The 4444-nt window shown below is 71.1% G+C and carries 7 protein-coding genes; 4 read left to right on the forward strand and 3 right to left on the reverse strand.

The genetic code is table 11. The features are described from left to right. The coding region (locus ACFQ87_RS14830; protein ID WP_380611135.1) for a hypothetical protein at nucleotides 1–328 on the forward strand (328 nt) is incomplete at its 5' end. Here the strand turns inward: ACFQ87_RS14830 and ACFQ87_RS14835 are convergent. After that, on the reverse strand, nucleotides 325–951 hold the full coding sequence (locus tag ACFQ87_RS14835; RefSeq protein ID WP_380611136.1) for a TetR/AcrR family transcriptional regulator: 627 nt from the start codon (nucleotides 949–951) through the stop codon (nucleotides 325–327). The two genes, ACFQ87_RS14830 and ACFQ87_RS14835, sit on opposite strands and share 4 nt — an antisense overlap. A 109-nt stretch (nucleotides 952–1060) precedes the next feature. Between ACFQ87_RS14835 and ACFQ87_RS14840 the strand changes: the two genes are divergently transcribed. Then, on the forward strand, nucleotides 1061–1720 hold the full coding sequence (locus ACFQ87_RS14840; protein ID WP_380611137.1) for a hypothetical protein: 660 nt from the start codon (nucleotides 1061–1063) through the stop codon (nucleotides 1718–1720). Between the two features lie 100 nt (nucleotides 1721–1820). Here the strand turns inward: ACFQ87_RS14840 and ACFQ87_RS14845 are convergent, their stop codons facing one another. Beyond that, entirely contained in the window at nucleotides 1821–2099 is a 279-nt protein-coding gene (locus ACFQ87_RS14845; RefSeq protein ID WP_380611138.1) for an alpha/beta fold hydrolase, read from the reverse strand. A gap of 9 nt (nucleotides 2100–2108) precedes the next feature. Here ACFQ87_RS14845 and ACFQ87_RS14850 point away from each other — a divergent pair, with 9 nt between their 5' ends. Further along, nucleotides 2109–2360 carry a VOC family protein gene (locus ACFQ87_RS14850; protein ID WP_380611139.1) on the forward strand — a complete coding sequence of 84 codons (252 nt, stop codon included), beginning with the start codon at nucleotides 2109–2111 and terminating at the stop codon, nucleotides 2358–2360. Nucleotides 2361–2427: 67 nt separating this feature from the next. Here the strand turns inward: ACFQ87_RS14850 and ACFQ87_RS14855 are convergent, their stop codons facing one another. Continuing rightward, the gene (locus tag ACFQ87_RS14855; RefSeq protein WP_380611140.1) at nucleotides 2428–3090 is read right to left on the reverse strand and encodes a hypothetical protein; all 663 of its coding nucleotides are present in this window, start codon (nucleotides 3088–3090) and stop codon (nucleotides 2428–2430) included. Nucleotides 3091–3290: 200 nt separating this feature from the next. On the opposite strand from ACFQ87_RS14855, the gene ACFQ87_RS14860 reads away from it, so the two are divergent. Then, the gene (locus tag ACFQ87_RS14860) at nucleotides 3291–4331 is read left to right on the forward strand and encodes a fatty acid desaturase family protein (RefSeq protein ID WP_380611262.1); all 1041 of its coding nucleotides are present in this window, start codon (nucleotides 3291–3293) and stop codon (nucleotides 4329–4331) included. Nucleotides 4332–4444 lie beyond the last annotated feature (113 nt).

A 4444-nucleotide genomic window follows, 5' to 3' on the forward strand; every position in this document is an offset into this window, starting at 1 on the left:
ACACAACCGGCGCATCGCCGCCCTGATCACCGTCATCTGCCTGGCCCTGCTGGTGTTCTGCCTGATCGAACGCCAGGTCCGCCAGGCCCTGGGCCTCGAGCAGACCATGAGCGGCCTCTACCCGGACAACCGCCGGGTCCGCCCCACCGGACGCATGATCCTCTACCACCTCGAAAGCCTCATGCTCCGCCCCGGCACCGCCACCAGCCCACCGGCCATCCTGATCAGCCAAGGAGTCCAAGCACACCTGCTCGAACTCCTCAGCATCGACGAAACCCGACCCCGCTGGCTGGAAACCCAAAACCCCACCTGCGAAGTCACCGGCTAGCGGAGTGCCTCGAAGCCCGTGCAGAGCAGGCGGATGCTGCGCGCGAACTTCTCGTCCTGGCTCAGCCGTGGGATCAACTCGCTCATGACCAGGGGGAACCGCTCGCACAGTTCGGCGTAGAGCTCGGCGGTGACGGTGGGCGCGGCGGTCGGCTGGTTCTGTTCCTGGAGCACGAAGCCGGTGACGTGGCTGAGCAGGGTGTCGGCGGCGATGCCGCAGTGGGCGGGGGGCAGGCCGGCGTCGAGGAGGGTGCGCAGCAGGCGTTCCATCAGGGAGAGGCCGCCGGTGCTGAGTGCGCCGGGGCTCTCGGCGAGGAGCTGGGCGCCGCCGGGGTGCTGCTTGATTTCGAGGCGAAGGGCGGTGGCCTGGGCCTCGACGCGGTCCTGCCAGGTGGCGGTGGGCGGGAGCGCCGCCAGGGCTTCGGTGCCCGCGTCGTGGGCCCGGCGGCAGACCCGGTCGGCCATCAGGGCGAGCAGTTCGTCCTTGCCGCGTACGTGGTAGTAGAGGCTGCCGGCGTGGGCGTCGAGGCGGTCGGCGACCTGGCGCATGGACAGGTTCTGGTAGCCGACCTCGGCGAATACGGCCATGCCCGCGTCGACGATGCGGTCCCTGGTGAGCTTCATGCGGCCACCGTACAACTTTTTCCAACACTGTTCGAAAAGCTGTGGTAGTTTTGCGCCATCAGGTTTCGAACGGCGTTGGAATACGCCGCAACCGGGGGGAGTGGCAGTCATGGGGGCGATCGTCTTCAACGTGACCACGGCCGCGCTGATGGTCATGATGGTCAACTGCGGGCTCGGCGTGGTCGGCCGCGACACCCTGCGCGGGCGGCCGGTCCCGTGGGCGGCGGTCGCCCTGACCGCGGTCGCCGTCGGCGGCGCCCTGCTCCAGCTGGTCTGGTCCGGCGCCATGGACGCGTTGGACGCGGACCCGGCCAAGTCCGGCTGGTGGCGCGAGTTCACCTCGGTCTTCATGCAGAACGGCGGCCTCTTCGGCGGCCTGTGGAACCTCGTCACCCTCGCCGCCGTCGCCGCGCTCGCCCAGTGGTACTGGGGCGGCCCGCTCACCCTCGGCTTCTTCCTCGCCGGCATCCTGCTGCCCGGCCGGATCGACACCCTGCTCGGCTTCGGTGACGGCCCCAGCACCGACCCCCGCAACTTCGCCGGCAGCTCCGGCGCCACCTACTTCCTCGGCGCCACCCTCGCCCTCGCCTTCCTCACCCGCACCCGCCTGCCCAAGGAGCTCGCCCTGGCGGCCGGCGTTCCGGCGCTGGGTCTGGCGATGTGGTTCGCCCAGGAGAACGGCCACGGGCTGGTGTCCGTCTACGGCTTCGTCCTCGGCGGAGCGGTCTGGGCGGTCCGCCGCCAGGCGGCGCGACGTCAGGTGGCGTGACGTCAGGCGGCCTGACCAAAGCGTGGGCCCCGGGCCCGTCGTCGAACCCCCGTTCCCGGGGCGGCGACGGGCCTGAGTCCGTTCTGCGACCCCGAGGGGTTCAACCGACCTGCCGCGCAGCCATGCTGAGGATCTCCTCGGTGACGGCCGCCGGGTCGTCGGTCGGCAGCGAGTGCCCGGCGTCGGGCACGATCTCGACCCGGGCGGGCGGGACGAGCCGGTGCAGTCGCTCGGAGACGGTCCGGGCGTCGTTCATGGCGCTGCGCTCGCCGAGCAGGAAGAGCGCGGGGGCGCTCAGCCGGCCCAGCTCCTCGTCGGTGAGGGCGGTGGCCAGCGGCAGGCGGCGGCGGAAGCCCGTCGAGGCGCGCATCAGGGTCATCAGCTCGGTTTGTGGCAGCACGCCCCGGCCGCGGGACAGCCCGTCGGGCGCGAGTCCGGCGCAGCCGCGCCCGGCCCGCTCCTCATCGAGTCGGACGACCTGCGGGCGGACTTCGAGGTGCTGCGCGAGCGAGGCGTGGTCTTCGAGCAGCCCGAACCGGAGGACTACGGCTTCGGCGTCCGCATCGAGACCGTGGACCCGGACGGAAACCGCATCTCCCTCCGCCAGCGCGCCGCCTGGCAGGGCGGCGCCATGGCCTGAGCGACCACGGCCGTGGGGTGGCCCCCTCCTGCGGAGGGGGCCATCATGCCGGGTCTGCTCGGTTGGGTCAGAAGCCGAAGGTGAGCAGGGCCGCCACCGTGTTGCCCTCGGCGTCCAGGCACGCGGTCGTGCTGGAGCCGTCCGGGCTGACCAGGATGCCCAGTACGGTGCCAGTACCGGCCTCGTCCGGGATCATCAGCCACTCGTTCGCGAAGTCGCCCTCGACCGGTTCCACCGGCCAGTCGGTCGGGTCCACCGAGGCGCGCCGGAGCATCTCGCGGAAGTTCTCCAGCAGCCAGTCGTCGCCCTCGGCGGCGCGTGCGTGCAGTGTGGCCCAGGCGCGCTTGAGTATCTGGGCGGCCGGTTCGATCCAGTTGTTGGTGGGGTCCGCGTGCAGCACGGCCAGACCGGAGGGGGTCGCCACGCGGTCACCCCAGTCCTCCGTCCGAACCGGGATGGTGTCGCCGGGGTGCACCAGAGCGGCAACCGGGTCATCGGGTGCGTCCTCGCGGGAGACCAAGTAGACCGGCGTGCCGCCGGGCCGCATCGGAAAGCCCGTGGCCTCCGGTCCCAGCGGGTCGTAGATCGTGCCGTAGTCGGCGGACCCCTGGACCAGACCGAGCCGCGCGATCCGCCAGCCGTCGATGGTCCACTCCTCCTCGGACGGATCGGTCAGGGCCGTGATCAGCGCGGGCAGGTACTCGTATTCGTCGTCATCGTCGTAGGACATCCGGTCTTCCTTAGGACTCGTAGGTGATGGGGAGCGTAGACCGTGACTCCGACACGCCGTCCCGCGAGGCCGGGGCGTCTCGGGCCTGCTGACGCGTTTCCTGGTGCGGGGGTTAGCACCCGTACGGGACGGGTGCTTTCCCCGTTCTTCGCAGCCGCCCGTCGAACCAGACTCGGGGCATGCCCACACAGTCCGTGACGATGACCAAGGCTCCCGAGGCCGCCCTCGCCGCACAGCCGGAGGGCGGTGGCAGCGACTTCGCCCGGTTGAGCCGTCGGATAGCCGCCGAGGGCCTGCTCGACCGGCGCCCCGGCTACTACGCCGTCCGCGCCGGCCTGGTGCTCGCCGCGTTCCTCGGCGGCTGGTGGGCACTCTTCGTGCTCGGCGACACCTGGTGGCAGCTGGGCCTGGCGGCGGCGATGTCCGTCGTCTTCGCCCAGATCGGCCTGCTCTCGCACGATCTGGCGCACCGCCAGGTGTTCAACCGGCGCCTGCCGAGCGAGATCGGCGGCCGGATCGCCGCCAACCTGCTGATGGGCATGAGCTACGGCTGGTGGATGAACAAGCACACCCGCCACCACGCCAACCCGAACCATGAGGAACGGGACCCGGACGTCTCGCCCGACCTCGTGGTGTGGTCCCAGCGGCAGGCCCGGCAGGCGAGCGGACTCGCCCGGTTCATCGGCCGCCGGCAGGCGTACCTGTTCTTCCCGCTGCTTCTACTGGAGGGCCTCAACCTCAGCTTCAACAGCTTCCGCGCGCTGCGCAGCCCGGTGATGAAGCGGCCGCTGCTGGAGGGCACGCTGCTGGTGGTCCACTTCGTGGCCTACCTCGGCCTCGTCTTCGCCGCTCTGCCGCCTGGCAAGGCGGTCGCCTTCCTCGCCGTGCACCAGGCGCTGCTGGGCGTCTACCTGGGCTGCGTCTTCGCCCCGAACCACAAGGGCATGCTGATGGTGACCCCGGAGATGAGGCTCGACTTCCTGCGCCGCCAGGTGCTCACCTCGCGCAACGTCCGTGGCGGCCCGGTCATCGACTCGGTGATGGGCGGCCTCAACTACCAGGTGGAGCACCACCTCTTCCCCAGCATGCCCACCCCCGCACTCGGGCGGGCCGCCCGGATCACCCGGGAGTTCTGCGCGGAGAAGGGCATCCCGTACTACGAGACGGGCCTGCTCCGCTCGTACCGCGAGATCCTCGGCCACCTGCACCGGACGGGCGAGCCGATCCGCTCCGGCGGCTGAGGGGGGGCGGGGTGGGGGGGGGGGGGGGGGGGACCCCCCCCCCCCCCACGAGAACGCCCCCCACCCACCAAAAGGAGAGAGGGGTGTTGGGATTTCCACCCACCCACCTCTCC

This window comes from Kitasatospora sp. NPDC056531, from assembly GCF_042794375.1.
Classification (GTDB): Bacteria; Actinomycetota; Actinomycetes; order Streptomycetales; family Streptomycetaceae; genus Kitasatospora.

Coding starts and splice junctions, on each gene's coding strand:
- ACFQ87_RS14835 (WP_380611136.1), bottom strand. CDS start 951: ATGAAGCTCACCAGGGACCGCATCGTCGACGCGGGCATGGCCGTATTC.
- ACFQ87_RS14840 (WP_380611137.1), top strand. CDS start 1,061: ATGGGGGCGATCGTCTTCAACGTGACCACGGCCGCGCTGATGGTCATG.
- ACFQ87_RS14845 (WP_380611138.1), bottom strand. CDS start 2,099: ATGACCCTGATGCGCGCCTCGACGGGCTTCCGCCGCCGCCTGCCGCTG.
- ACFQ87_RS14855 (WP_380611140.1), bottom strand. CDS start 3,090: ATGTCCTACGACGATGACGACGAATACGAGTACCTGCCCGCGCTGATC.
- ACFQ87_RS14860 (WP_380611262.1), top strand. CDS start 3,291: ATGACCAAGGCTCCCGAGGCCGCCCTCGCCGCACAGCCGGAGGGCGGT.